This is a genomic window from Erythrobacter sp., from assembly GCF_011765465.1.
Taxonomy (GTDB): domain Bacteria; phylum Pseudomonadota; class Alphaproteobacteria; order Sphingomonadales; family Sphingomonadaceae; genus Erythrobacter.
Map to the genome: position 1 here is coordinate 2,354,837 of NZ_CP050265.1, position 24,117 is coordinate 2,378,953.

The following is a 24,117-nucleotide window of genomic DNA, read 5'->3' on the forward strand; positions in this document are numbered from 1 at the left end:
TCAGATCTGGTTTTCCCTGAGGTGCTGCTTGGCGATGATGATGCGCTGCATCTCGTTCGTCCCCTCGCCGATGCACATCAGCATGGAATCGCGGTAAAAGCGTTCGATGTCGTATTCCTTGGAATAGGAATAGCCGCCGAAGATGCGCATCGCCTCCTGGCTGTTCTCGACCGCGGCTTCGGAGGCGAAATACTTGGCGATGCCCGCTTCCTTGTCGCAGCGTTCGCCCTTGTCATAGGCTTCCGAGGCATCGAGCGTCAGCAGCCGCGCGGCGCGCGCGCGCGTGACCATTTCGCCGAGCTTCAGCTGGATCGCCTGGTGCTGCGCGATGGGCTTGCCCATGGTCTCGCGCTGCTGGGCGTATTCGGTCGCGAGCCTGAGCGAACCTTCGGCGAGCCCCACCCCGCGTGCGGCGACGTTGATGCGGCCAAGTTCGAGGCCGCCGGTCGCCTGGAAGAAGCCCTGCCCTTCCTCGCCCCCGATCAGCTGGTCGGCGGGGATACGGTAGTCCTCCATGACGAGTTCGGCGCTGTCGATCGACTTGTAGCCCAGCTTGTCGAATTTCTTGCCGGTGGTCAGCCCGTCCCGCTTGTCGGCGATGAACAGGCTCATGCCCTTGTAGCGCGGCTCGGCCTTCGGATCGGTCTTGGCGAGCAGGGCGAAGCACGACCCGTTCAAGGCGTTCGAGATCCAGGTCTTGGTCCCGTTGAGCACGTATTCGTCGCCCTCGCGCCGCGCCACGGTGCGGATCGCCTGCAGGTCGGTCCCGGCATTGGGCTCGGTCAGGGCAAGCCCGCCGCGGATCTCGCCGCTGGCGAATTTCGGCAGCCACTTCGCCTTCTGCTGCGCCGTGCCGAAACGCTCGACCGCGGCGGCCATGATGAGGTGCGAATTGAAGATGCCGGTGATCGCCATCCAGTGGCTCGAGATTTTCATCACGATCTTGGCATAGGTCGTCGCCGGCAGGCCGAGCCCACCGTATTCCTGCCCGATCGTCGCCCCGAACAGGCCCATCTCGGCCATCTGTTCGACCAGTTCGGCGGGCCAGATGTCGTTGTGATCGTGGTGCTGGATGACCGGGATGACCTCGCGCTCCATCCAGCGGTCGATCGCGTCCATGAAGGCGCGTTCTTCCTCGGGGTCGATCGTGCGGACCTGGTCGTCGAGCTGTGCGGCAGTGGCCATGGGAATTTCCTTGCGGGGTTTGAAGGGTCAGTCGTCGAGATTGCCGAAGCCGCGCTTCCACACCAGCACGGAGCGCTTGTAATGCGCGACGACATCGCCGTGCTGGTTCATCGCGGTGGTCTTGAACGTGACGATGCCCTGCTGCGGGCGGCTCTTGCTCTCGCGCTTTTCGAGCACCTCGCTTTCGCAGTAGATCGTGTCGCCGACGAACAGCGGCTTGGTCATGCGCACCTCGTCCCAGCCGAGATTGGCGATCGCCTTGCCGCTGGTATCCGACACGCTCATGCCGGTCATGATCGCGATGGTCAGCGGGCTCACCACGAGCGGCTTGCCGAATTCGGTGTCCTTCGATAGCTCGTAGTCGAAATGCGCCGGGTGGGTGTTCATGGTGAGCAGGGTGAACCACACGTTGTCGGCATCCGTGATCGTGCGCCCGGGGCGGTGCTCGTAGACATGGCCGACCACGAAATCGTCGAAATAGCGCCCCTGGACCTCGCGGAAGCGGCCCGGCGATACCTCGATGTAACTGTCACGCATTCGTCTGCTCCTCATGCCGCGCCAGCACCGCGCGGTATTTCTTGATGAAGGGCGCTTCCAGCATCCGCCCCTTGAACCGGATCGCGCGCCCGCCGCCGGCCTCGTAGGCATCGAGCGCCTCGCGCGCCTCGGCGACTTCGGCGGCGCTGGGGGCGAAGGCACCGTTGATAGCCGCGACCTGCCGCGGATGAATCGCGGCCTTCGCGGTAAAGCCCAGCCGCCGCGCGCGATTGCATTCATCGGCCAGCCCCGCCTCGTCGTCGAGCGCGATGTAGGGCACGTCGATCGCGGGCTTCCTCGCCTCGGCGCAGGCGAGGATCACCTGCTGGCGCGCGGCGAGGAGCGGCTCCCACGCGAGATCCACGCCCAGTTCGCCCGAGAAATCGCCCCCGCCGAACATGACAGCCGCGACCTTGGGATGCGAAGCGATCTCCAGCGCGTGGCGCAGACCGCGCGGCGTTTCGATCAGTGGGACGAGGTCGGGGCAATCCTCCCCCAGAACGCCCGCGATCACGCCCAGTTCGGCGGCGCTTTCGACCATGGGAACGAGCAAGGTTTCGGGCAGGCATTCGCACTCGCTGAGAGCGGCAAGGTCGCGCACGCCGAACGCGGTCGCCACGCCGTTGATCCGCACCGCCCAGCCGTCCGGCGCTTCCTCCACCTGCGCCAGCGCCGCGCCGCGCGCGCTTGCCTTGTCCTCGGCCGCGACCGCGTCCTCGAGATCGATCACGGTCAGGTCCGCCCCGCCCGCCTTTGCCTTGGCGAAACGGTCGGGCCTTGAACCGGGCACGAAAAGAAGGCTGGCGGCGACGAACATGGCGAAAGAGGGTATCCCGTCTACAGCCCGCGTAGCGGGCGAAAAATCACGCTTCACAATTTGTCCGGACAAATCTAAAGTCAAGGACGAATTGCGGATTTGTCCGGACATACGCGCCGGACTGTCCATTGAGCGGATACTCGGCGCGGGAGGAAAGCCATGAAATCCATGAAGACGCTTTTGGTTGCAGCTACGATGCTGGCGGGCGGTTTCGCCCTTGCCACGCCGGCCTCGGCGCAGATGCTCGACCCCGAAAAACCCGAGGACGCGCTCGAGATTTCGAAGCGCCTGCAATGCGGCGTTTCGGCGGACGAGCCGGCGGTGTTCCACTGGTCGGGCAATATCTACGGCCGCGCGCCCGGCGTGCGCGACAAGCTGCTGTTCAAGGGCGAGGGCATGAACATCCGCCGCTGCGTCGAGATCGAGGACCCGGAGCGCGGCAAGGGCTGGCGGCTCATCAGCCGCGAGATCATGCTGATGCTGGACCCCGAAACCGGCGAGGTCGTCGATGAATGGGAAAATCCCTATACCGGCGAGACGGTCGAGGTGATGCAGATCCACAATGACCCCGTGAACGGCCGGCCCAATTTCGCCTATGGCGCGGACGGATCGCCCTTCCGCCTGTCCTCGATGCGGGTCGCGGGCGACTATGTCTTCATGCCGTTCGAAGCGCCACTGTTCTATCCCAACCCGCTCGCGGGCGATTACCAGCAATTCGTCGGCAATATGTATCACGCGATGGAGATCTTCGACTTCGCCGCGATGAAGGACGAGCTGTTCGACGGCTCCACCCCGACCGCCTACCCGATGATCAGCTGGGTGCGCATTTCGCCCTGGGCGCCGTGGATGAATATGGGCGGGCGCCCCGGGCAGATGGTGTTCAACGCGATGGGGCGGAAACTGCCGGGCGGATTCGAGCAGCTGCCCGACGTTCTCAAGGACGAGATCCGCGAAAACTACCCGATCTACGAAAGCGCCCCGCCCAAGGACGATATGCGCCCCAACGAGACGACCTGGACCAAGTTCAAGAAGCTCACCGACGCGAAGCGCGCCGCCGGGGGCGAGGCGAAGGGCGGCGGCGAAGGCCACTGATCGCCCGCAGCAAGGCCATGAAAAAGGGGGCGGGAAGCGCGCTGCTTCCCGCCCCTTTTTCGTTGATCGGGGATCAGAAGCCGGCCGAAAGCACCACCCCGACGCGGCGGCCGGGACGAAGCCCGCCGATGAAGCTCCGCCTCAGGTCGTTGTTGGCATCGGCATAGCGGATGATCTGCTGGATCGCGTCCTCGTCGAACAGGTTGTTGACGTAGAGCATGATCCGGAACTGGTCGTTCTCGATCCCCATGCGCGCATCGACCTCGGTCGCATCGCCCGTCCGCGCGAGGTTGTGGACCTGCGCGAAGCTCGACGAGGTGTAGGTGATGTTGCCGCCCGCGAAGAAGTCCCAATCTCCGCCGCCGATCCCGGTCGAGGAGCGGTAATTGAGGTCGGCGAACGCGCGGTGGCGCGGCGCGCGCGGGATCGACTGCCCGGCGATCGATCCGAACAGGCTCTGGCAGCCCGAAATGTCGGGGAACTGGTCCCCGGTCGAGCAATTGACCAGCCCGTCATCGGCGACGTCGTTGAGCACGCCCTGGTTCTCGTCCACCCCGCTGGTGAACTCGGTGTCGGCGAGCGCGTAGTTTGCCGTCAGCGTCAGCCCGCGCGAGAGTTCGCCGACCAGCTCGGCCTCGACACCCCAGATCTCCGCCTCGCCCGCATTGGTGACGACGCTGATCTGGTTCGGCGGGACCGACACGTTCTGGGTCAGCTGGTAGCCGTCGATCTCGGTGTAATAGGCCGCGATGTTGAAGATCACCGAACCGTCGAAGAAGGTGTTCTTGAGCCCCAGCTCGAAGCTCTTGTTTTCCTCCTCGGCGAAAGTCTCGATGTCGAGATTGGGGTCGAGCGCGTTCGCGGTGATCGCCAGCGCGCCGTTGAACCCACCCGGCTTCTGCCCCTCGGCATAGATTGCGTAGAGCATATTGTCGGGCGTGAACTGCCAGTCGAGCGTCACGCGCGGGGTGAACGCCTTGAAGGTCGCATCGGCATTGACCGGCGCGGGGCGCGGATCGCCCTCGGCGAAATTGAAGACGGTCTGGCTGATCTTCTCCTCGGCATAGCGCCCCTCGATCCCGAGGTTGAGCGTGTCGGTGATGTGCCAGTTGACCGCGCCGTAAATGGCGATGTTCTCGATATCGAGCAGGTTCTCGCTGCGGTCGTTCGGGGTCGAGGGCGAAAACAGCGGGAAGGTCGTCCCGCAGATCGGGTTCGCCGCGCAGCGCGCCTGCTCCTGCGCGAGCCGCGCCCCGAAGCTCGCCCCGGCAAGCGCCCCGGCATTGGCGGGAACCTCGCGGATCGCAAAATTGTCGTCGCTCTGGTCGAAGTAGTAGCCGCCGACGATGATATCGAAGGTGTCGCTTTCATAGAGCAGCTTCAGCTCCTGCGACCAGTCCTGCGTCTCGCGCAGGTTGGCGAAGGAGAAGTCGATGGTCGAGCCGACGAAGCCGAACGGGAAGATCGGCCCCGCCGGGCCGAAGCCGATCGGGGCGCCCGCCGGGAAACGCGCGAAGACCGCGGTCTGGAAACTGTTCGGGCTGTAATCGCCGTCGGTCAGCTGGGTTTCGGCACGGTCGTTGAAGCCGGTCAGCGAGACCAGCGTGAGCGCGTCCGACAGCTCGTATTCCATGCGCAGCGAGACGTTGTAGGTGTCCGCCTCGATCCCGACCATGTCGCGGTCGGCGAATTGGACGGGATAGTCCGAGCTCACCTGCGCGGGATCGATCACGCCGCAGAAATAGCGCCCGCGCCCGCCATAGAGCGAGCCGTTGTCGAACAGGCAGTTGTTCTGGTTCGCGTCCTGGTGGAAGATCGCGGGCTGGCCGTCGTCGGTGCGGTTGTAATAGCCGCGCAGCGCCGCGGTGAACGGCCCGCCATTGTCCCACGCGAGCACGCCGGAGGCCGACCAGGAGGACTGCTGGCCGATCTTCGTTCCGTCGAACTGGTTGGTGAACTCGCCGCCGAAATCGTAGAAGCGCCCGTTGACGCCGAAGGACAGGCCTTCGCTGATCGGCCCGCGAATGCCCGCGGTCAGTTCGTAGCGGTCGTGTTCGGCGATGTCGGCGGTGACTCGGCCTTCCCAGGTGTCGCCGGGCATCTTCGAGATGATGTTGATCGCGCCCGAATAGGTGTTGCGTCCATAGAGCGCGCTCTGCGGCCCCTTGACCACCTCGATCCGCTCGATCGTGTCGACGTCGTAGTCGGCGAGGGAGCCGGTGTAATAGATGCCGTCGATGAAGAAGGCGACGCCGCTTTCGCCGAGGATGTTGGCCTGGCCGCGGATCACCGGGCGGTTGCCGTTGCGCCCGAAGCTTTCATCGAAGATGAGGCCCGGCGTCGTGTTGGCGATGTCGGTGAGGTTGTTGAGGTTGAGGCGCTGGATCGTCTCGGAGGTGGCGACCGCGACGCTGGTCGGAACCGTCTGGAGCGATTCCTCGCGCTTGCGCGCCGTGACGATGATGGTCTGGCCGGCGCCTGCCAGTTCCTGCATTTCCTCTTCGCTCTCGTCGATCTCCTGCGCTGCGAGCGCGCTCGGCGTGAGCATGGTCGCGGCCAGCAGAGCCGAGGTGACAAGCTTCTTCATGGTTACCCTCCCGTAACGGCGCCGGACCCCTCCGGCGCGAAAATCAACCGTCCCTGCCGTCAATCCTGCCGAGCGGCGAAAATTTGTCCAGACAAATTTGCCCAGCGCGGCGGAATGAGGCCGGGGTGAGGAATCACGGCAACGGTTTGACGTTGCCGAGAAAGGCCGTGACGAGCAGCAGGAGATAGACCGTCCAGACCCAGATCCGGGTGCGATCCATCGTCCGGCGCAGCGGGATTTCGGTCGCATCGCTCGACCCTTCCTGCAGCACCGCGGCAAGCTGCGCGCCGACCGGCTTGAACGTCACGTCGATCATGATCGCGGCAACGAAGATGAGCCCGAACATCAGCGCCTTCCACGCCAGCCAGTCGGGGCCGAGCGGCGCGTCCAGCCACAGGCTCTGCCCGCCGAGCCAGAGGTAGAAGCCGCCGATCAGCCAGCGCAGCCAGCCTTCGATCCGGCGATTGCGCGCCGCGCGCGGGGTCTGGTCGTGGAAATGCGAATCCCACACCAGCGCGAGCCAGAAAAGGCCGACCAGCCACGCGCCGACCAGCAGCCATGTCGGCACGTCCCACCAGCCGCCCGTGTCCACCACGGAAAGCGACAGCGGGACCATCAGCGCCCAGGCGCTGCGCGGGACCATGTCGATCTCGACCAGCAGGGTGAGCAGCGCGATCCTCTGGTCGAGCGACCACTTCTCGCGCTTCCTGAAATGCTGGCCGAGCACGAACACCCCGACATCCGCACCGAGCCACAGCACGAACAGCAGCAGGTGGACATAGACCAGCACCGGATAGGCGTATTCGGACATTCGGACCCCCTCGAAACCCGTGGCAAAGCAAAACTGTTGCCCAAACGGCACGGACGTTGACAGATTCGGACAATTTGTCCGGACAATTTGCACTTCCGCGCTTGACAAGCAAGAGTTTGTCCGGACAACTTTCGCCCGCAGGATGGGAACGACAGACCGGCGGGAGGCCGGCATCACCCTTTGCAGACGGAGGACCAACTCCCATGACTTCGCTTTACGCCAAAAGACTGGCGCTGCTCGGCATGACCTCGGGTCTTGCCCTGGCCGCGTTCCCGACCATCGCCCACGCCCAGGACGCCGAACAGGATGTCGCCGAGGAGGAAACCCAGCGCGGCGTGTCCTCGATCATCGTCACAGCCCAGCGCCGCGAGGAAAGCGTGCAGGACGTGCCGATCGCGATCTCGGCCTTCGACCAGCAGGAACTGCAGACCCGCGGCGCCTTCACCGCGCTCGACGTGGCGCAGTTCGTTCCGAACCTCGTCGGCCTCAACAACACCGGGCTGGGCACCGCGAACTCCTATTATCTGCGCGGCATCGGCAACTCGGAAAGCATCGCGACCTTCGACCCGCCGATCGGCACCTATGTCGACGACATCTATCTCTCGCGCCAGAATGCCAACAACCTGTCGCTGTTCGACGTCGAGCGGATCGAGGTCCTGCGCGGGCCGCAGGGCACGCTGTTCGGGCGCAACACGACCGGCGGCGCGATCAACGTCTTCCTGTCCGAACCGGGCGACGAGATCGCGGGCTATGCCGAGATCGGCTACGGCTCCTACGACATGAAGATGGGGCGGGCCTCGATCGACCTGCCGCTCGCCGACACCTTCGCGGTCAAGGTGTCGGGCTACTGGCAGGACGACGACGGCTGGGCGATCAACAACCTCACAGGCGAGCGCACCAATGAAAGCGACAGCTGGGGCGTGCGCCTCGGTATGCGCGGCGAACTTTCGGACAGCGTGCGCTGGACGGGTTCGTACATCCACACCGAGTCCGAGGCGGTGAACCTGCTCAATTTCGACTGCGATCCGACCAATCCGACCAATTGCGACGGGCGCTTCACCGCGACCGGGCTGACCCGGGACGGCAATTTCATCAGCCCCGCCTTCGGCCCGCTCGTGGCCGGGGACAAGGTCAACCAGGGCCTCGGCAACAAGGCGGTGATGGATTTCATCTCGTCCAATCTCGAAGTCGAACTCTCGCCCGACTGGACAGTCAATTTCATCACCGGCTTCGTCGACCTCTCGCAGCAGTTCGCGCTCGACTTCGCCGATGGTCGCGCCTTGCCGACCGCAGCCAATCCCGTCCCGCCGGTGGTGGGCTGGACCTATGGCGGCTTCAGCATCGTCAATGACGGCTCGCACACCCAGTTCACGCAGGAAGTGAAATTCACCGGCTCGATCGCCGACGGCCTGCTCGATGTCGTGGGCGGCGTGTTCTACTTCCACGAGGAAAACACGACCGATTTCGCCGACATCTTCACGCTGCCTTTCGCCCCGCCGCCGGACGGGTTCCCGTTCCTGCTGGCGGACCGCACGCTGGACAACACGGCCGAGGCATGGGCGGGCTACCTGCAGGCCGACCTCAACATCACCGACCAGCTCACGCTGACGGCGGGGGTCCGCTACACCGACGAGACCAAGACCTTCTCGATCCGCGACAACCGTCCGCGGGTGGGGGGCACGAACCTGTGCCTTGCGGCGAACCAGTTCGGCCCGACGCCCTGCATCGAGGACGCAAACCTCGTCGCGGCCAACGGCACGCCGATCCCGACCGAGCAGTCGGTCGACCTGTGGACCCCGCGCTTTGCGATCAATTACGCGCCGAGCGACGAGATCCTCCTCTTCGCCAGCGCCACGCGCGGCTTCAAGTCGGGCGGCTGGAACGCGCGCGGGACCAATCCGAACCTACTTTTCCCGTTCGGCCCGGAAACCGCGTGGAGCTATGAAGCGGGCGCGAAGACCGAATTGTTCGACCGCCTGATCCGGTTCAACGTGACCGGCTTCTGGCTCGACGTGTCGGACCTGCAGACCCCGTCGGCCTTCGTCGCGCCGGACGGTTCGCTGACCTTCATCACCCGCAACTTCGCCGATTACGAAAACAAGGGCGTCGAGGTCGAGATCACCACGGTCCCGGTCGAAGGGCTCAACCTGTTCGCCGCGATCGGGTACCAGGACGATGAATACAACATCGATCCCAACGCCCCCGCGCTCGACGAATTCGGGATCCAGTCGGTCGCCGCGCAGCAGCAGGACTGCCTTGCCCAGCTCGCGGCCGGGCTCCTGCCCAATGTCGGCGGCGGAGCGGACGAAGCGCCCGCCTGCGGGGTCGGCATCGTCGCGCCCGACGGCTCGATCGCGACGCCCGTGCGAACCCCCGACTGGACGGTGTCGATCGGCGGCAGCTACGAGATCGGCCTCGGCACCGATTTCACGCTGACCCCGGCGATCAACGCCAACTGGCGCAGCGACAGCGAAGTGGGCACCAGCGAAGTGACCCTGTTCGAACAGGACGTCACCGGGCTTTCCGGCACGGTCTACCCGACCAACACCCTGCGGCTCGGCGATCCGATCGACCCGGCGACGGGTTCGTTCAGCCCGGCGCGCTGGATCGTCAACGGCACGCTGACGCTGCGCAGCGTGGACGGATGGTCGCTGGTGGCGGAATGCCGCAACTGCTTCGATGAGGAAGCGGTCGAAAGCTCGCTTGCCAACTTCGCCTATCTCAACCCGCCGCGCACCTGGATGGTCAGGGCCAGGTACGATTTCTGATGCTTGATCGATTGGCGGCGGCGGCGGTTCTGGCCGTCGCCGCCGCATTTCCTCTTGCCGCCCAAAGCGCCGCCGATGACGGCGTCGAACCGTGGACCGAGGCCGTCGTCAGCGTCACCGACCTCGAAGAGAGCGCGGGCTGGCTGGTCGATCACGGCGGCTGGCGCGAAGTCGCGAGCGGCGCGCTCGACCCTTCCGAAATCGCCTACTGGAACCTGCCGGAGAGCGTCACCGGCGCCTTCCTGAAAATCTGCGCGCCAGAGGTCGACGCAGGCTGCGTCCGCTATGTCCGTTTCGACGGGGCGGAGCAGCGAGTAATCCGCCTCGCCGCGCGGCCATGGGACACGGGCGGGATCTTCTCTATCATGCTGCGCACCGAAGACGCGCGCGCCGCCTTCGACGCGGCGATCGCGCGCGGGTGGTGGGCGGAAAGCCAGCCCTACGCCTTCACTTTCGGCGGCTCCGACCTCGTCAACGTCGTCATCCGCGGCCCCCACGGCGTCAATTACGCACTCTACGAGCGCAAGGCCCCGCCCTTCGACGCCTTCCCGGTCGGAGCGCTCAGCCGCGCGTTCAACGCGATGCGAATGGTGAAGGACCAGCCGAAAGCGCTCGCCTTCTACCGCGACACACTGGGCTTCGGCGTATTGTTCGACGCGCCGTTTACCGATCCCGAGCCGCGCTCGAACAATTTCTCGGTTCCCGCCAATCTCGCCACCAGCCTCGTGCGCCGCGCGGCGGTGGCGCAGCCGGTCCTTCCGGGCGAGACGGGCCGGGTCGAGGTTATGGAATTCGAGGGCTTCGAGGGCCGCGATTTTTCCGAACACGCCTCGCCGCCCAATCTCGGCATAATCTCGCTGCGCTACCCGGTGCGCGATTTGGGCGCCTATCTCGAAAGCCTCGCCGCGCGCGGGCTGGAGCCGACCTACGAAAGCGACGCGGTGACGATACCCGGCATCGGCACGGTCGCCATCGCCGCTGTCCGCGATCCCGACGGCAACCTCACCGAGTTCTACGATGCGCCCTAGCCTTGCCCTCCTGTCGCTGGCGATCATCGCCGCCCCGCTCGCCGCGCAGGACGACCCGCTGTTCGAGCGGCGCTGGGAAAGCCTGCTGGCGGGCGGCTATGAGCCGCTCACCATTCCGGTCGACTGGTACGATCCCGTCGCTGAGGTCGAAGGCGCACCCACGCCGGTCGTCGCCACCACGCCCGCCGTAGCCGGCATCGCCCCGACCGCGCTCGAAGCAGCGGCAAGCTGGGCCGAGGCGCAGAATTCGACCGCGCTGCTGGTCGCCCGCGACGGGAAACTGGTGTTCGAGCGCTACTGGCAGGGCACGGGCCGCGACACGCGCTTCAATCCGCAGTCCATGTCGAAGACCGTGCTCGCGCTGCTCATGGGGATCGCGATCGAGCGCGGCGAGGTGGGCTCGGTTGGCGATCCGGTTTCGGATTACGTGAGCGAATGGAAGGGCGAGCCGCGCGGCGCGATCACGCTGCGCCAGATGCTGCACATGGCCTCGGGGCTCGAACAGGGCGATGCTGGCTACGGCTACAAGGTCACGCCCGACAACCCGGTGGTGCGCCACAGCCTCGGCAGCGACTACACGAAGCTGCCGCTTTCGCTCGAGCCGGTCGGCGCGCCGGGCGAGAGCTTCGACTACAACAACAACGTCAACCAGCTGCTCGGCATCGTGCTCGAACGCGCGAGCGGGCGGGACTACGAGGCGCTGCTTTCGGAGCGGTTGTGGCAGCCGCTTGGCCTTGCCGATGCCGCCATGCCGCTGGACCGCGAAGGCGGGATGGTCATCACCAGCTGCTGCATCCTGTCGCGCCCGGTGGACTGGCTGCGCATCGGCCAGCTGTTCGTCGACGGCGGACGCTACGAAGGCGCGCAGGTCGTGCCGGAAGACTGGATCGAGGCAATGCTCGAACCCTCCCCGGCCTATCGCGGCTACGGCTACCAGGTGTGGGTGGGCAACCAGCAGGTCGGCGGCGAACGCCCGCCGCGCGTCCCGCTCGTCCCGTGGCAGAGCGAGGCGTTCGCGCCCCCGCGCGTCGTCCTCCTCCACGGCCACGGAGGGCAGCGCGTCTATGCCATGCCGGACAAGGGGCTGGTCATTGTGCGAGCAGCGCGCGATTGGCCGCAAGGCTGGGACGACGCCCTGCTGCCGAACGTGATATGGCGGGGAACCGCCGAGGAGAAACCCGAGTGAATTCCAGCCCCCTGCCCGATACGCGCGAAAGCGGCGAATTCTCGAAAGGCTGGACGGTCCTTCTCGCCGGCGTGATCGGGGTGATGTGCGGCGCTTCGCCCATTCCCTACAACGTGATCGGCTTCACCGCCGAGCCGCTGCAGGCCGAATTTGGATGGAGCCAGACCGAGGTTCTCGTCCCCATCACCCTGTTCGGCGTGATCGCGAGCTTCCTTGCGCCCGTCTTCGGCTGGATGGCCGACCGTTTCGGCGTGCGCCCCGTGGCGCTGTGGTCGCTCGCCGCTTTCGGGCTCGCCTTTGCCGCGATCTCGCTTACGCCCACCGCGAACGAGCCGGAAACGCTCTACATCTATTATGGCTTCTGGGTCGTCGTCGGCCTCGTCGGGATCGGTTCGACCCCGGTGACGTGGAGCCGCGCGATCAACCTGTGGTTCTTCAAACATCGCGGCCTCGCGCTCGGCATCCTGCTCATGGGAACCAGCATCGCGGCGATGATCGTGCCGAAATTCGCGGTCTTCGTGATCGAGAACTACGGCTGGCGCGCGATGTTCGCTGCCGTCGCTCTGTTTCCCGCCGCCGCGCTCGTCATCGCCTTCTTCCTGTTCCGCGAGCCGCGCCCCGAGGAACGCCCGCGCGCGATCGAGAGCGCGACCGGCAGGCTCACCGGCGTGACGCTGGGCTCGGCGCTGACCGATTACCGCTTCTGGGTGATCTGGGTGTCGATCGGGCTGATCGCGGCGGCCTTCGGCGGGGCCTTCATCAATATGCCGACCATGCTGCGCCTGCGCGGGGTCGAGGCGCAGACCGCCGCCACGGTCATGGGCATTCTCGGCATCGGAATCCTCGTCGGCAGGCTTGCGACCGGCGCTTTGCTCGACCGGTTCTGGCAGGGCTTCGTCGCCTTCCCGCTTTTGTGCCTGCCCGCGATTTCGGCCTGGCTGCTGCTCGGCGACAGCCTCGCCTTCCCCGCTGCGGCGATGGCGGGCTTCCTGCTCGGCTTTGCGGCCGGGGCGGAAAGCGACCTCATCGCCTATCTCACGGGCCGCTATTTCGGCATGGCGAATTACGGCAAGATCTACGGGATGCTCTATATGCCCTTCGGCCTGTTCAGCGCAGCCTCGCCGGTGATCTACGCGCAGGTCTATGACCGCACGGGCAGCTACGACCCGATCCTCGAGATCTCGATCGGGATGTTCATCGCGGGCGGCGCGCTCCTCCTGCTGCTCGGGCGCTATCCGCAGGACTTTCCCGAAGCCGACGAACCCGTAGAAGCCGCAATGGAGCCCGCCTGATGGCCACCCTCGCCCCGAAATCACTTGGCGACAACCCGCTCGCGCCCGTCCGCAAGGCGGTCGGCGATGCGCCGCTGCTGACCGACGCGGACAGCCTCGCGCTCTACAGCCATGACGTGCTCTCGAAGGGCGCCGAGCCGCTTGCCGTGTTCCGCCCCGACAGCGTCGAACAGCTCGCTGCCGGGATCGGCGCGGCGACGGCGGCGGGCATCGCGATCGTCCCGCGCGGGGGCGGCATGAGCTACACGGGCGGCTATCTCTATACCGGGGGTCCGTTCCTGCTGGTCGATACCGCCGCGCTCGACCGGGTGATCGAGATCAACGAGACCGACATGACCGTGACGGTCGAGGCCGGGATCAGCTGGGACAAGCTCCACCGCACGCTCGCGCCGAAGGGCCTCAGGGTCATGGCGTGGGGCACGCTGTCGGGCATCCGCGCGAGCGTCGGCGGGGGGATGAGCCAGAACGGCGTCTTCTGGGGCGCGGCGCGGGGCACGGCGGTGGACAGCGCGGTAAGCTTCGACGTGGTGCTGGCCGACGGGACGGTGCTTTCGACCGGCTCCGATTTCTTCCGCCCCTACGGCCCCGATTTGACCAGCCTCTTCGCCGCCGATTGCGGGGCCTTCGGGGTGAAGGCTCGGGTGACGCTGAAACTGGTGCGCGAGGCGCGCGCGTTCGCCTACGGCTCGTTCAGTTTCGCCGCGCATGACGGCCTGCTCGGCGCGATGAGCGACATCGCGCGCGCCGAACTCGCATCCGAAAGCTTCGCCTTCGACCCCTTCCTGCAGGCCCAGCGGATGAAGCGCGACACGCTCACCAAGGACGCCAAGCAGCTCGGCAACATGATGAGGTCGCAGGCGAAATCGGGCGGGGTCTTCAAGGCGCTGAAGGAAGGCGCGAAGGTCGCGCTCGCGGGGCGCTCCTTCCTCGACGGCGTCCCCTTCAGCCTCCACTGCATCGCCGAAGGCCGCCATCAGGCGGGCGTCGATGCCGACATGAAGCGCATCGGCGAAATCGTGCGCGAACACGGCGGCGAGGCGGTCGAGAACTCGATCCCCAAGATCCTGCGCGCCAATCCCTTCCCGCCGCCCAATTCGATGCTCGGACCCGAGGGCGAGCGCTGGGTCCCGGTGCACGGCTTCCTGCCGCACTCGAAACTGGTCGAGGCATGGGAGCGCCTGCAGGCCCTCTGGGCCGAAAACGCGGGCGAGATGGAGCGCTTGAAGGTCGAAACCGGCGCGCTGATCGCGGCGACCGGGCGCGGATCGTGCCTGATCGAACCGGTGTTCTTCTGGCCGGGGGAGCACAACCCGCTCCACCACCACGCGATCGAGCCGGACCACATGGCGAAGCTCTCGCCCGCCCCGGATAACCCGGAGGCGAACGCGCTGGTGGACAAGCTCAAGGCCGACGTCATCGCGATCTTCCGCGATCTGGGCGCAATCCACCTGCAGGTCGCGCGCACCTATCCGCTGAAGGCAAGTCATTCGCCCGAAGGCTGGGCGATCCTCGAGGCGCTCAAGGCCAAGGTGGACCCGAAGGGCCTGATGAATCCGGGCTCGCTCGGGCTATAGATGGCATTCGACCTCGACCGCAGGCGGGCCCTTGCCGCAGGGCTTTGCGCAGGGGTCGCGGCAAGCCTGCCGTTCGGAGCAGCAGAAGGACAGGACGTGACAGAAACCGGCACCTACTCCGCCGTCGCGATGCAATTGACCGCGCGTTCGCTGGAACGATTGGGCGCGGAAGAAGCGCGCGCGGCGATCCTCGATCACATCGCCGAGATCGAAGGCCAGATCAGGACGAGCGCGATCTTCATCGCGGGCTATGCGGGCAAGCCGGTGAAGCTGGTCGTGCTCCCTGAATACCTCTTCACCTCCTATCCGGGACGCATTTCGATCCCCGATTTCGCCGCCAAGGTCGGTTTCGCGGCAGGCGGCCCGGAATACGAGGCGCTTGGCGGCGTGGCCGAGCGGCTGGGCGTCTTCCTTGCGGGCAACACCTACGAGACCGACGAGGCTTTCCCGGACTTCTATTTCCAGACCTGCTTCATCGTCGCGCCCAGTGGCGAAGTGGTGCTGCGCTATCGCCGCCTGCTCTCGATGTTCGCGCCTTCCCCGCACGACGTGTGGGAGGCCTATCTCGACAAGTATGGATTGGAGGGTGTCTTCCCGGTCGCGCGAACCGAGATCGGCAACCTTGCCGCGATCGCCAGCGAGGAAATCCTCTATCCCGAAATCGCCCGCGCGCTCGCCCTGCGCGGGGCGGAGGTGTTCTGCCATTCCTCCTCCGAGATCGGCTCCCCGCTCGCGACCAACAAGGACATCGCCAAGCAGGCGCGCGCTTTCGAGAACCTCGCCTTCGTCGTCAGCGCCAACACGGCGGGAATCTCCGGCACGGCGATGCCGCTGTCGAGCGCGGAGGGGAACAGCCAGGTGGTCGACTGGAAGGGCCGCGTGGTGGCGCAATCGGGCGACGGGGAGACTTTCACCGCCTTCGCCCCCATCGACCTCGGTGCTTTACGCGAAGCGCGCCGCACGCCCGCGATGACCAACACCCTCGCCCGCCAGCGCCCCGCGCTCTTCGCCGCCGCCTATGAAGCCGCGGCAGGGCCTTTCCAGGGGCCGGACGGGATGATGGAAGGCGGCAAGGCGGCGATTCCGGAGCGCGACTATTTCGCCCGCGCGCAGGAAGAGGTGATCGAGCGGCTGATGAAGGCAGGAGTGATCTGATGAAGCACAGGAACGTTCGCGGGAAGATCAGCTACACCTCGACCAAGCCCGAATGGCAGGGCCGTGAGCGCGGGCGCGAGTGGTTCAACTTCTCGCACCATTCCGACGGCTCGATCATCATGAGCGCGCAGTGCGAGATCGAGGAACCGGACCCGACGGTGCTGCGCAACATCACCTATCATATCGGGCCCAACATGGTGCCGCAGAACCTGCTCGTGCATCTCACGCTGGGCGATGAATTTCTCGGCTCGGGCTGGATGCGGCACGATGCCGAGGCGGGCACGATCTCCTGCGAGAGCTACGGGCCCTCGATCGGGCGCAACTCGGAATTGCGCGAGGACGTGGGCACCTTCGACGGCTTCGGCACGCACCCGGTGGTGGGCGATGGGTTCCTGACGAAGATCATGGATGTCGCCAAGGGCCCGCACAAGCGCAAGCTTCGCGTCTTCCTCCCCTCGCCCGACCATCGCGGCGCGACTCCGCCGCAGATTTCCGAGGTTTTCATCACCCTCGAATATGTCGGTGAGGAGGAAAAGACCGTCGCGGCGGGGACCTTCGCCTGCCGCCATTTCCGCTTCATCGACGACGCGCCCGAAGGCATGGGGGGCAAGACCCATCCCGACTACGATATGTGGGTGACCGCGGACGAGGACAACGTGCTCGTCTACGGCTCGATCGACGGCTACATGATGAACCGCTACGAACTGGTCGAGCTGGAGCGTTAATCCGCGACCCGGACCATGACCTTGCCCATGTGCGCCCCGGCTTCGAGGTGGCGGTAAGCGTCCGGAGCGTCCTCGAATCCGAACTCGGCATCGACCAGCGTTTCGACGCCGTGCGCGGCCATGGCGGCGAGCGCCTCTTCGAACATCCCGCGATGGCCGCTGGTGATGCCCTTGATCGTGATGTTCTTGCCCAGCACCGGCCCTTGCGCGAAATCGGCTGTATCCTGCGGCGAGCCCGAGAGCGCGCCGAGCGTCCCGATGCGGCCCTCGACACCGGTCGCCTCCAATGTCTGCGCGAATTCGCCGAAGCCGAGCGTGTCGACCACGATGTCGGCCCCGCGCCCGCCGGTCGCTTCCATCAGCGCCGTGCCCCAGTCGGGCCGCTCGCGGTAGTTCACCGTAAAGTCCGCGCCCAGATCGCGCGCTCGGGCGAGCTTGTCGTCGCTCGAGGAGGTGATCGCGAATTCGGCCCCCAGCGCCTTCGCCAATTGCAGCGCATAGACCGCGACCCCGCCAGTGCCCTGCGCCAGCACGAGCTTGCCCGACAGGTCGGCGCTGCCTGCGTTTCCGAAGGCGATCATCGCGTGCCACACCGTCCCCGCGACCACGGCGAGCGTGGCGGCCGTGCGGTCGGAAACGGCATCGGGCAGCTTCACCATCGCCTTGGCCGGGAGGACGATCCTTTCCGCCAGCCAGCCGTCCATGGTCACGCCGACATCGCGCCCGAAAATGTGGAAGCCGAAGGGGCCTTGCGGATCCCAGTCGACGAAATTCGCCGCGACCACCCGGTCGCCCGCCGCGAACCCGCTCACCCCTTCGCCGAGCGCCTCGACCACGCCCACCCCGTCGGTCAGCGGAATGCGCGTTTCGGGCAGGTCGTTGCCGTAGTGCCCGCGCAGGATCATCAGGTCGCGGTAGTTGAGCCCGGCAGCGGTCACGCGAACCAGCACTTCGCCCGGCCTCGGCTGCGGCGCGTCGCGCTCCACCATGCGCAGGCTCTCGACGCCGCCGCCCCCACCGTTTCTGGGTCCGATTTCCCAGGCTTTCATCGTCACGCTCCCCGGATCGGTGCGAAGACACGGTCGATGAATTCCTTCGCCTTCGCGTCCCTGTCGACCGTCTCGCCCGTTTTCGCCTCTTCGAGCGCGAGCAGGCGTTCCTCCTGCACCCAGACCTCCTGCGCGAGGTTCATCACCACCGCGACGAAGCGGTCCATCGCCGGATCGGCGAAGAAGCGCGGGTTGCCGTGCTCGTCATAGAGGCTGGGCGGCGCGTCCTCGGGGCGGAGCTGTTCGGTCATTTCTTGCCCCTCACTTCTTCCATGCTCCGAAGCCGTACCACATCACCCCTTCGGCAAGGCGCCCGGTGGTCTGCTGGCCGACGCCCTCCGCCCGGTCGCCCTTCGCCGCGTCGGTCACGGCCTGTTCGCCGTAAATGCCGACGGACGGCACGACGAATTCGAAGAAATCCTCCCCGGCGAACCCTGCGCGGGAGCACAGCTCTCGCGGCACCTCGTCGCGGTAGCCCTTGTAGTAAGGCTCGTTGTTGTAATAGCTGTCCCAGTCGAGATAGAACCCCTCGAACGCGCCCATCTGCTCGTTCGGCGGCAGTTCCATGTGTACCATCAGCCCCCCGGGTTTGAGCACGCGGAAAGCTTCCTCGAAGCACTTGGCGCGGGCTTTCTTCGACAATTCGTGCAGGAACATCGACGACCACACGACGTCGAAACTTTCGTCCTCGAAAGCGAGGTCGTCGGCGCACATCTGTTTGAAGTGAACCTCCTGCCCCTGCATCTTCGCCCGCGCCGAGGCGTAGCGAAGCGGGCCGGGCGCCGCGTCGATGGCGACAACCTCGGCATCCGGGTAGGCCAGTTTCCACGGCAGCGTGTTGTGGCCCACCGTGCATCCGGTATCGAGGATGCGCGAGGGCGCGAAATCGGGAAAGCGCTGGCGGATATACTGGCTCATCGACAGGCCGATGTCGTCGAGGTTCGCCCCCATCAGCCCCATCGAGAACACGGCGAGCCCCCGGTCGTAGACCGCGCCCGCCTCGAGGCTGTCCTCGCCCCGCACGTAGCTTCCCGGCATCAGGTGGACGTCGATCGCGTGGACGTTCTTTGGAACCTCGAGCGCGGGATCGAGCGTGAGCGAGCCCGGCCCTTCGGCGCTGCGCGCTTCCTCGGCGAGCCGTTCGGCCTCGCGCTCGACGCTGTCCGCGATGCTCGCCCAGACCATCTTCTGCGCCTGCACGCGCATCGCGGAATAGATGTTGAAGGCGGGATCGCCGCGCAAAGCCTCGTGCGCCTCGCGGCTGGTTTCGGGATCGCGCCCGTGTGCCTTGCGAAAGGCCGGGGCGGCGCGCTTTTCGTAGGCCGCGCCCATGTCGGCGGCGAGGTCGTTCAGGATCAGGCTGCGGATGCCCGAAACGAAGCGCCCGCGCGCGATCTCGTCCGGGGTCGATTGCGGCTTCATGGGGTGCTGGAGTTCGACGCTCATTCGCTGTCTCCTTTCGCTTGCGGCCCGACCACGGGCTCGTCCACCTGTTCGACCTCGACGCCCGAGAAATCGGCGGTGAACCGGTTGTCGCCCACCTTTCCTACCATATCCTCGCGCAGCGGCGCCTCGGCATAAATGGTGACGGTGTAATCGCCCGCCGGAGGGTTCTGGCGGATCGGCAGGATCTCCTCGCGGTAGACGCGGCTGTTCCAGAACGCGCGCGCGTTTTCGATGCAGGGGAAACGCACGGTGAGGTTGACGTAGTCCGCCGGAACCTCCCCCTCGAACACTTCGAGCGGGCGCGGGACGGTCACGTAATAGCCGCCCAGTTCCTCGTAGAGCCGGCTTTCGGCGATGGCGCGGCCATAGGCGAGCATCCGGTCGCGGTCGAAGGTCCGGCCCTCGACCACCATGTAGACGGGCGCGTCGCAGGTCGATTGCGGCGGGGGCGGCGCCGCGCCCGCCTCCACGCCTGCCGGTTGCAGGATGAGAGCGAAGGCGGCGGCGATCATGGGGCGGGAATCCTTTCCTCGTCGCACAGGGTGCGTTTCCAAGGGACACCGTCTTTGAACCACTGCCACGTCCGTGCGCGGCTCTGCCGATCGGGAGCGATGTTGATCATCTCGACATAATGGGCGCCCGGCACGTCGATCCGGTCGAGCTTGAGCATCAGCGTGTCCTCCGCCGTTTGCCAGCCGTGGCCGGAGAAACGGTCGGTCGCCCAATGCAGCCGCTCGCCCTCCAGCTTTCCGCCGAATTCGTAGGTGGCGCTGCGCCCGTTTTCCCATGTCAGCCAGTTGTGCTGGATGTAATGCCACTCGCCCGCGTCGGGGAATTCGCAATGCGTCTTCACCCGGTGCGCGTCGATCAGCGCGCCGTCGGCGTCGTAATGGCGATACCAGCCGTCCCACCACCCTTCGTGGAGCAGCATGGCGGGCATCGCCGCTTCGAGCTCGGCGCGGTTGCCCATCAGGAAGCGCCCCGCTCGGCATAGGCATCGATGGGAAGGGGATCGCCCATCTGGCGGATCAGCGCCCGCTCGCGCAGGAAGCGGAGCATTCCCGAATCGCCCATGCGCGACGGGCCGAGGCCCGAGCAGCCGCGCGACTGGTTGGTGGCATCGCCGACGAAGCTCGTCATCGCCCCGTCCTGCAAGCTGATTGCCCCCGCATCGAGCCTGACGCCAATCGCCGTCGCCTCGTCGAGCGAGCCCGCAAGCACGGCGGCAGAAAGCCCGTATTCGGTGTCGTTCGCTTGCGCGATCGCGCCCTCGATGTCGTCATAGACCGTGACCGGGATCACGGGGCCGAAGGTCTCCTCGCGCATGACCTTCATCTGCGGGGTGACGTCGGCGAGCACGGTGGGGCGCAGGTATTTCCCGCCGCCCAGCACCTCGACCTCGCCGCCGGTCAATACCCGCGCGCCGTGCGAGCGCGCATCGTCGATATGCGCCTGCACTTTCTCGGCCTGCGCGGGAAAGATGAAGGGGCCGAGATGGCCTGTGTGCGGGTCCGGATATGTCAGTTCGACCCGCTCGGCGGCGGCGACCAGTGCCTTGACGAAAGGCTCGGCGATTTCGCGCGCGACATAGACCCGCTCGATCGACTGGCACGCCTGCCCGGTGGCGACCACGCTCGAGCGCAGCGCCACCCCCGCCGCCCAGTCGGGGTCGGCATTGGCGGTGACAATCATCGGATCTTTGCCGCCGAGTTCGAGATTGGCCGGGATCAGTGCGCGCGCGGCGGCTTCGGCGACCTTGCGGCCCGTGGCGGTGGAGCCGGTGAAGCAGACATAGTCCACCTCCTCGATCAGCGCCTGCCCGACCTCGGGCCCGCCCATGACATAGGCCAGCGGCAGTTCGGGAACCTCGGCCAGCACGGCGCGCATCGGCTCGACGAAGCGCGGCGTGACTTCGGACGGCTTCACCATCGCCGCGCAGCCCGCCATCAGCGCCGGGACCGCGTCGATATGGGAGAGGATCACCGGGAAGTTCCAAGGGGCGATCGCGCCGAACAGGGGGAAGGCGGAGTAGTTGGTGACGATCTCGACGCCCGGCACGGCGGAAGGATGCGCCTCGACGTCGAGCCGGTCGAAGAGTTCCGGCCCGCGCTGCGCCCAGCGGCGGATGTTCCCCGCGCAGCCCTGCACCTCGATCATGGAGACGGTGCCGCGCCCCGTATCGACCGCGAGCGCGCCCGCGATCTCGGCGGCGTGGGCGTCGATTGCGTCGGCGAAGCGGGTGAGTACGACCGTCCGCCCGGCGGGGCCGATTGCCTCCCACTCGGCCTGCGCCTCGCGCAGCCGCGCGGCGGTCGCGGCGATTTCCTCACGCGAGCTTTCGAGGAAGTCGTAGTCCTCCTCGCCGGTGCGCGGGTTGCGGGCCTTCATTGCTGGCTCTCCCAACAGGCGACGATATCCTCGCCGCGCGCGAACCATGTCTCCTCGCGCCCCGCGAGGTCGGCGAGCAGGGCCTCGAGCGCGTGGATGCGATAGGGCAGGCCCATGATGTAGGGGGTGAGATGCACCGGCAGCATCCGCCCGCCGCCCTTTTCCTTCGCCTCGCGCGCAAGCCAGTCGAAGGCGTCGCGCAGGCTCTCGCCCCAGCTGTCGGCGCTCTTCTGCTGGACGGTGACGATCTGGCGGTCGCTGAGTTCGTGATTGAGCGGCAGGTCGACCAGGCCATTGGAGAAACGATAGGGCATCTCGTCGTTCACCCAGTCGCAGCAATAGGTCAGCCCCTCGGCCTTGAGAATATCGAGCGTCGCAAAGCTCTGCTGGCGCGCGATGGAAAGCCAGCCCTTCGGCCGCGCGCCTGTCGCTGTCTCCAGCCGCGCCATGGCGTCCCCGATCAGCGCGCGCTCGGCCTCTTCGCCGAGCGAGGCGTCGATGGTGCCGTTCATGTCGGTCGAATGGGCGATGATCTCGTGCCCGCCCGCCTGCACCGCTGCGATCAGCTCGGGGTAACGCTCGGCAATCGCGGCGTTGGTCGCGAAGCTGGCCTTGACCCCCGCTTTCTCGAAGGCTTCGAGCATCCGCCACGCGCCGACACGGTTGCCGTAGTCGCGCGCGGTGTAGTGGCGATAGTCGGGATAGGGCGTGACCATGTGGCCGGGCGCCTTGAAAGGGCCGCCCGGGACGATCGGAAACCACTCGAGGCTGACGCAGAGCCACACCGCGACCGAGCCTTTCGGCCAAGTGACCGCCGGGCGTTCATGCAGGTTCGACCATTCGTAAAGGTCGTGGTCGTAGCCCTCGCGGCGCTTGGGATATTGCGTGTAGCTGTCGGGAAGCGTGCTCATGCGACTTGTGCCCTCCACGCGTCCACGATTTCGCCTGCCGTTGCGAGCCATGCGCGACCGTCCTTGGCGATATGCTCCAGCGCCTCCTCGAACGGGCCGATCCGGTGGGGCTGGCCGATGAGATAGGCGTGCAGGGGAATGCACATCACCGTGCCCGATTTCTCGCCCTCGCTCGCAAGTCGTTCGTACTGCTTTACCAGCGTCTCGGCATATTCGCGCCCGCTCATGTTGTAGACGAAGAAGCCGTAATGGTCGTTCACCTCGAGGCTGTAGGGGATCGAGGCGAGCTTGCCTGAGGCAACCTTCACCTCCTGCACCTGGTCGTCGTGATAGAGGTCGCAGGTGTAGTCGAAGCCGTATTCGGCAAGCAGGTCCAGGGTGCGCGGCGTGTGCGTCAGCGCGGGCGCGAGCCAGCCGCGGATGCGCTGGCCGGTCGCCTTCTGGACCGTGTCGATGGAGTCCTCGATGATCGCGCGCTCCTGCGCCTCGGTCATGTCGTAGGAATAGCGCGTGTTGTAGATGCCGTGGCTGAAGAACTCCCAGCCACGCGCCGCCGCGTCCGCGACGACCTCGGGATGGTGCTGGCACAGCGCGACCGAGAGGCTGACCGATCCGGGAAAGCCGTGGCGGGTCATCACCTCGGCCATGCGCCAGTGGCTCACGCGGTTGGAATGATCGCGGTGGGAATAGCCCACGACGCTGGGCGCGGGGTGCGGCCACGGGGTGCGCTTGGGATGGATCGGCGGGTCGATCTCGTAATATTCGAGATTGGGCGCGACCCACACGGCGCAGGTCTTTCCGCCCGGCCACTCGATCTTCGCCCGCCCCTCGTAAGGGTGGTAATCGTAAAGCCCCGGATCCGGCGCGCCTTCCTGCATCAGCGCGCCTCCAGCCAGTCGATCACCGCCTGCACCGGCTCGACATCGGCGTATTTGAGCTGGAGGTCGGTGAGATTGGCGAAGTGATAGCTCTCGTGCTTGTCCGCGCAGGTCTCTACGGGAACGATGGTGCGATAGCCGTGGGAAAGCGCGTCCACCGCCGTCGCCCGCACGCAGCCGCTGGTCGAGCCGCCCGTCACCACGACCGTGTCGACCTTGTGCCAGACGAGATAGCTCGCAAGCGGCGTCTCGAAGAAGGCGCTCGGCATACGCTTCGTATACTGGAGGTCGTCCGCGTCGATGTCGCAGCGCGGGTCGAACTGGTGGCGCTCGGATTCATACTTGATGTTCTGCAAGCTGTCCTCGGTGTCGGTGCGCGTGCCCCACACGCCCGCATCGCCCGCGTCCGCCTTGTAGGCGACCCGGCTCCAGATCACCGGCATCCCCTTTTCCCGCGCGAGGGCCGAGATGCGGTTGATGTATTCGATCTGCCGGGGGTCGGTTTCGTAAGCGGTCTTGAACAGGTCGGTGCGGGTATAGGCTTGCTGCACGTCGACGTTCACGATGGCCAGTTTCTCGCCGAAGCCGAACTTCTTGCGCGCCGGATTGGCCATCACTTCCTCGAAGATCGCCCGCGCGGTGCGGCCGTCCTCGACCATCTTCGTGCCCACGAGATCCGTCATGCTGC

22 protein-coding genes are annotated in these 24,117 nt (G+C 66.2%); 8 read left to right on the top strand and 14 right to left on the bottom strand.

The features are described 5' to 3' along the window. From G9473_RS11275 to G9473_RS11285, 3 genes are read right to left on the bottom strand one after another with little or no spacing between them, the layout of a single operon-like run. A complete protein-coding gene (locus tag G9473_RS11275; protein ID WP_291133414.1) occupies positions 1-1,185 on the bottom strand; it encodes an acyl-CoA dehydrogenase family protein in 1,185 nt (394 codons plus the stop codon). 27 nt (positions 1,186-1,212) lie between these two features. Beyond that, positions 1,213-1,722 carry a MaoC family dehydratase gene (locus tag G9473_RS11280; protein WP_291133416.1) on the bottom strand — a complete coding sequence of 170 codons (510 nt, stop codon included), beginning with the start codon at positions 1,720-1,722 and terminating at the stop codon, positions 1,213-1,215. After that, positions 1,715-2,539 (bottom strand): CoA ester lyase, encoded by an 825-nt coding sequence (locus G9473_RS11285; RefSeq protein ID WP_291133418.1) that lies wholly within the window; start codon positions 2,537-2,539, stop codon positions 1,715-1,717. The genes G9473_RS11280 and G9473_RS11285 overlap by 8 nt, the downstream gene beginning before the upstream one ends. 168 nt (positions 2,540-2,707) lie before the next feature. Here G9473_RS11285 and G9473_RS11290 point away from each other — a divergent pair, with 168 nt between their 5' ends. Continuing rightward, positions 2,708-3,631 carry a DUF1838 family protein gene (locus G9473_RS11290; protein ID WP_291133420.1) on the top strand — a complete coding sequence of 308 codons (924 nt, stop codon included), beginning with the start codon at positions 2,708-2,710 and terminating at the stop codon, positions 3,629-3,631. 73 nt (positions 3,632-3,704) lie between these two features. Here the strand turns inward: G9473_RS11290 and G9473_RS11295 are convergent, their stop codons facing one another. Both G9473_RS11295 and G9473_RS11300 read right to left on the bottom strand, forming a co-directional pair. Continuing rightward, entirely contained in the window at positions 3,705-6,218 is a 2,514-nt protein-coding gene (locus G9473_RS11295) for a TonB-dependent receptor (protein ID WP_291133422.1), read from the bottom strand. 133 nt (positions 6,219-6,351) lie between these two features. Next, complete coding sequence (locus tag G9473_RS11300) at positions 6,352-7,029, bottom strand: hypothetical protein (RefSeq protein WP_291133423.1); 678 nt, start codon at positions 7,027-7,029, stop codon at positions 6,352-6,354. A 203-nt stretch (positions 7,030-7,232) separates the two neighbouring features. Between G9473_RS11300 and G9473_RS11305 the strand changes: the two genes are divergently transcribed. From G9473_RS11305 to G9473_RS11335, 7 genes are all read left to right on the top strand, one after another. Beyond that, positions 7,233-9,797, top strand: a complete 2,565-nt coding sequence (locus G9473_RS11305; protein ID WP_291133425.1) for a TonB-dependent receptor — start codon at positions 7,233-7,235, stop codon at positions 9,795-9,797. After that, complete coding sequence (locus G9473_RS11310; RefSeq protein ID WP_291133426.1) at positions 9,797-10,825, top strand: VOC family protein; 1,029 nt, start codon at positions 9,797-9,799, stop codon at positions 10,823-10,825. The genes G9473_RS11305 and G9473_RS11310 overlap by 1 nt, the downstream gene beginning before the upstream one ends. Next, a complete protein-coding gene (locus G9473_RS11315) occupies positions 10,815-12,011 on the top strand; it encodes a serine hydrolase (RefSeq protein ID WP_291133429.1) in 1,197 nt (398 codons plus the stop codon). Before G9473_RS11310 ends, G9473_RS11315 begins: the two co-directional genes overlap by 11 nt. Further along, on the top strand, positions 12,008-13,303 hold the full coding sequence (locus tag G9473_RS11320) for an MFS transporter (RefSeq protein WP_291133431.1): 1,296 nt from the start codon (positions 12,008-12,010) through the stop codon (positions 13,301-13,303). The genes G9473_RS11315 and G9473_RS11320 overlap by 4 nt, the downstream gene beginning before the upstream one ends. Next, entirely contained in the window at positions 13,303-14,877 is a 1,575-nt protein-coding gene (locus G9473_RS11325) for an FAD-binding oxidoreductase (RefSeq protein ID WP_291133432.1), read from the top strand. The genes G9473_RS11320 and G9473_RS11325 overlap by 1 nt, the downstream gene beginning before the upstream one ends. A 96-nt stretch (positions 14,878-14,973) precedes the next feature. Beyond that, positions 14,974-16,032 (top strand): nitrilase-related carbon-nitrogen hydrolase, encoded by a 1,059-nt coding sequence (locus tag G9473_RS11330; protein ID WP_291133433.1) that lies wholly within the window; start codon positions 14,974-14,976, stop codon positions 16,030-16,032. Next, positions 16,032-16,757 (top strand): hypothetical protein, encoded by a 726-nt coding sequence (locus tag G9473_RS11335; RefSeq protein WP_291133435.1) that lies wholly within the window; start codon positions 16,032-16,034, stop codon positions 16,755-16,757. Before G9473_RS11330 ends, G9473_RS11335 begins: the two co-directional genes overlap by 1 nt. On the opposite strand, the gene G9473_RS11340 is transcribed toward G9473_RS11335, so the two are convergent. From G9473_RS11340 to G9473_RS11380, 9 genes are read right to left on the bottom strand one after another with little or no spacing between them, the layout of a single operon-like run. Beyond that, a complete protein-coding gene (locus G9473_RS11340) occupies positions 16,754-17,806 on the bottom strand; it encodes an NAD(P)-dependent alcohol dehydrogenase (RefSeq protein WP_291133437.1) in 1,053 nt (350 codons plus the stop codon). The genes G9473_RS11335 and G9473_RS11340 overlap by 4 nt on opposite strands. Positions 17,807-17,808: 2 nt before the next feature. After that, complete coding sequence (locus tag G9473_RS11345; protein ID WP_291133442.1) at positions 17,809-18,057, bottom strand: hypothetical protein; 249 nt, start codon at positions 18,055-18,057, stop codon at positions 17,809-17,811. A 10-nt stretch (positions 18,058-18,067) separates the two neighbouring features. Continuing rightward, positions 18,068-19,252 carry a class I SAM-dependent methyltransferase gene (locus tag G9473_RS11350; RefSeq protein ID WP_291133443.1) on the bottom strand — a complete coding sequence of 395 codons (1,185 nt, stop codon included), beginning with the start codon at positions 19,250-19,252 and terminating at the stop codon, positions 18,068-18,070. Beyond that, the gene (locus G9473_RS11355) at positions 19,249-19,764 is read right to left on the bottom strand and encodes a DUF1330 domain-containing protein (protein ID WP_291133444.1); all 516 of its coding nucleotides are present in this window, start codon (positions 19,762-19,764) and stop codon (positions 19,249-19,251) included. The genes G9473_RS11350 and G9473_RS11355 overlap by 4 nt, the downstream gene beginning before the upstream one ends. Continuing rightward, on the bottom strand, positions 19,761-20,222 hold the full coding sequence (locus tag G9473_RS11360; RefSeq protein WP_291133445.1) for a hypothetical protein: 462 nt from the start codon (positions 20,220-20,222) through the stop codon (positions 19,761-19,763). The genes G9473_RS11355 and G9473_RS11360 overlap by 4 nt, the downstream gene beginning before the upstream one ends. After that, positions 20,222-21,640: an aldehyde dehydrogenase family protein gene (locus tag G9473_RS11365; RefSeq protein WP_291133446.1), complete on the bottom strand. Its 1,419-nt coding sequence runs from the start codon at positions 21,638-21,640 to the stop codon at positions 20,222-20,224. The genes G9473_RS11360 and G9473_RS11365 overlap by 1 nt, the downstream gene beginning before the upstream one ends. Beyond that, positions 21,637-22,551, bottom strand: coding sequence for a polysaccharide deacetylase family protein (locus G9473_RS11370; RefSeq protein ID WP_291133447.1), 915 nt, complete (start codon positions 22,549-22,551; stop codon positions 21,637-21,639). Before G9473_RS11370 ends, G9473_RS11365 begins: the two co-directional genes overlap by 4 nt. Continuing rightward, on the bottom strand, positions 22,548-23,429 hold the full coding sequence (locus G9473_RS11375; protein ID WP_291133448.1) for a polysaccharide deacetylase family protein: 882 nt from the start codon (positions 23,427-23,429) through the stop codon (positions 22,548-22,550). Before G9473_RS11375 ends, G9473_RS11370 begins: the two co-directional genes overlap by 4 nt. After that, entirely contained in the window at positions 23,429-24,112 is a 684-nt protein-coding gene (locus G9473_RS11380; protein WP_291133449.1) for an isochorismatase family protein, read from the bottom strand. Before G9473_RS11380 ends, G9473_RS11375 begins: the two co-directional genes overlap by 1 nt. Positions 24,113-24,117: the final 5 nt, after the last annotated feature.